Origin of the sequence: Aquiflexum sp., assembly GCF_041749095.1 — a bacterium.
In the GTDB taxonomy this organism is placed as follows: Bacteria; Bacteroidota; Bacteroidia; order Cytophagales; family Cyclobacteriaceae; genus Aquiflexum.
The window spans coordinates 1-3,338 of the sequence record NZ_JBGTCA010000482.1; the positions used below are offsets into that span (position 1 = coordinate 1).

Annotated in this window: 2 protein-coding genes; both read left to right on the forward strand. The window is 42.2% G+C overall.

Translation table 11 applies throughout. The features are described from left to right. Positions 1-1,847: putative inorganic carbon transporter subunit DabA (locus ACEW8O_RS21980; RefSeq protein ID WP_373496779.1), on the forward strand; the 1,847-nt coding region annotated here is incomplete at its 5' end. A gap of 4 nt (positions 1,848-1,851) precedes the next feature. Further along, positions 1,852-3,338, forward strand: a 1,487-nt coding sequence (locus ACEW8O_RS21985) for a proton-conducting transporter membrane subunit (RefSeq protein WP_373496780.1), incomplete at its 3' end; no start/stop codon positions are given.

Sequence of the window (3,338 nt, forward strand, 5' to 3'; positions counted from 1 at the left end):
ATCCAGGCTGGTCTGGTATGGTGGCTGTGGTAGAGCAACAGGAAAATACCCTCCTGGATAAAAGAAAAGTCTCTTTGCATGACCTGATTTTTCTGGAGTGTGTTTTGGAAATCGATGCTTTGGATAGGAGGAGAGGAGATAAATGGTCTGCATTGGCACCCTATATTCCGAATGATCTTCCCGGAATTTTTGAGAAATCAAGGTTTTCTGAATTTTTTGAAATCCACAAGCTATGGCAAGAAGCCTTGGAGTGGACATACTATGACCAGGTAATCAAAGGACTTCAGTTAAGTAAAAAAGGTAACGCAAAGGAAAAGGAAGTATCCTTTCAGGCCATGTTCTGCATTGATGACAGGTCTTGTTCGATCAGACGTTATGTGGAGCGATTTGCACCTGATGCGCAGACCTTCGGAACGGCCGGTTTCTTCAACCTACCTTTCTATTTTCAACCGGAACATGGCAAATTTATGACCAAAGTCTGTCCCGCCCCTGTAATTCCCGAACACGTGGTCAAAGAGACTGAATCCAAAATCCGACATGAAAAGGATGCTCATTTCAGCAAACATACCAAGGGGATTTTTGGAGGATGGGCCATCAGTCAGACCATGGGTTTCTGGTCCGCACTTAAAATGGCCAAAAGTATTTTCTTTCCTTCCGAAACACCTGCCATGGTATCTTCCTTCAGACATATGGATCCCAAAGGCAAATTGAGCGTAGCCTGCAAAAATCCCGAACATAAGCATCATGGCCTTCAAGTTGGCTTTACTGTTGAGGAAATGGCTGATGCATTGGAAGGTCTATTAAAAAGTATCGGCTTGGTGAATGATTTTGCACCTATAGTCTATGTCATCGGACATGGTGCCAGTTCTGTCAACAATACGCACTATGCTGGATACGACTGTGGTGCCTGCAGCGGAAGGGCAGGTTCTGTCAATGCTCGGGTGGCAGCCTCCATTGGCAATAATACGGAAGTAAGGAAAGTCTTGAATAAACGAGGTCTGATAATCCCGGATAACACCCAATTTATTGGTGGCTTACATGATACCACAAGGGATGAAATGGAATTTTATGACCTGGAGGAACTTTCGGAAGCGAATAAATTACTTCATGAAAGGAATATTCAAACTTTTGAAATTGCCTTGGATTACAATGCCAAAGAAAGGTCAAGACGTTTTCATACCATCGATTCCAAGCAGGACGCCAAAAAAGTACATGAACAAGTGAAAAAAAGGGCATTGTCTCTTTTTGTGACAAGACCCGAATGGAACCATGCCACCAATGCGCTCTGCGTGGTCGGGAAAAGAGAAAATAACCGTCACTTGTTTTTGGACAAGCGGGCATTCCTCAATTCTTATGACCATAGCATTGATCCTGACGGACAATATCTTTTTGGCATCCTCAAGGCAGTTGCTCCGGTTTGTGGAGGCATTAATCTGGAATATTATTTCTCCAAAGTTGACAATGACAGATTGGGTGCAGGCAGCAAATTGCCCCATAATGTGATGGGATTGATTGGAGTGGCCAATGGTATGGATGGAGACTTAAGAACAGGATTACCTCTCCAAATGGTCAATATCCACGATCCGCTTAGGATTTTGATCACGGTAGAACATTATCCTGAGATCTTATTGAATACCATCAAAACGCATTACCAGACTTATGAGTGGTTTGCCAATGATTGGGTGAAGCTGGTTTGTATTCAACCGGATAGTAAAAAAGCCTATGCCTTCAAAGATGGGGAATTTGTGGAATATCATTCTGTTACTACCCATATAGCGACCATTGATAATCTGGAGGCTGTTTTGGAATCCACCTCGGAAAATCTACCTGTATACCTACTTTCTTAAAGTCATGGAACATCAAGTAATGATCAGTTTATTTGTCTTGCTGCCATTGTTGGGATTTGTAATCTCCTTGTTTATATCGGAAGGAAAGGAAAACAGCTTCTCCGTGTTGGCTTTTAGCACTGTGAGTTTACAGCTTTTCGCAATCACAGGATATAGCCTTTATTGGATGATCAATGGCATGAATCCTGTCAACATCCGGGAGTTGGAAATCTACAATGACGGAAATTATCAGTTTTTGCTGGATTTCTATTTTGATACCATTTCAATGGTTTATCTCTGGGTAGGTGCCTTTATCACATTTCTGATTACAAGGTACAGCAGGTTTTATATGCATTTGGAAGAGGGGTACAAAAGGTTCTTCAATACCTTACTCTTTTTCTATCTGGCTTATAACCTTACTGTGTTGGCCGGGAATTTCGAAACCCTGTTTTTGGGTTGGGAAATGTTGGGAATATCATCTTTCCTTTTGATTGCTTTCTACAGGGACCGCTATTTACCGGTCAGGAATGCGGTAAAAGTTTTCTCCATTTACCGGATTGGGGATATTGGCATCATCCTCGCTATGTGGGCAAGCCATCATTTGTGGAACGAAAATATTGCTTTTATCAAGTTATTGGACAAAGAATTGGTTTCTGAACACTTGGCGGCTCATGGCGGCATTGGGTTGTTTATTGCCATCTCTTTATTGATAGCAGCTGCCGCAAAGTCCGCTCAGTTTCCTTTCTCCTCTTGGTTGCCAAGGGCCATGGAAGGTCCGACACCTTCTTCGGCCATATTCTATGGCTCACTTTCAGTGCATTTTGGCGTTTTTCTTTTGCTGAGGACTTTTCCTTTTTGGGAACATCAGCTTACTGCAAGGATTCTGATAGGGGTTTTAGGTTTGGTGACGGCTTTGATAGCTTATCCAATTGCAAGGGTTCAGTCTACCATCAAAACACAGATTGCCTATGCCTCTATTGCACAGATAGGGATCATGTTTATAGAAGTGGCCTTGGGATTACAGACATTGGCATTGATACATTTTGCCGGCAATGCATTCCTGAGAACATACCAACTCTTGGTTTCTCCTTCTGTGGTGGCTTATATGATACGGGATCAGTTTTACCATTTCAAGCCAAAGGAAATAACCTTGGAAGATACTTTCCCAAAGAGGTTGGAGTACAGTCTATATATAATTTCTCTTAAAGAATGGAATTTGGATAAAACGATAAACAAGCTGGTGTTCAACCCAATCAAAAGACTGGGCCGAAAGCTTGATTTCCTAACCCCTAAGAATCTATTGCTGTATTTTCTACCTATGTATGCCATTGGCCTGTTCTTGTATTTCAATCAGGAATGGATACCTGAATGGATAAGGGACTATTTACCCGGATTCTTCGGACTTCTGGGTATGTTGATGGTCTTCAAAGCCTTTTCCGAAAGAATTTATCCCAGACTGGCTTTGATGTTGGTTATGGCCAATCATTTTTGGATAGCCCTTGCTGTATCATT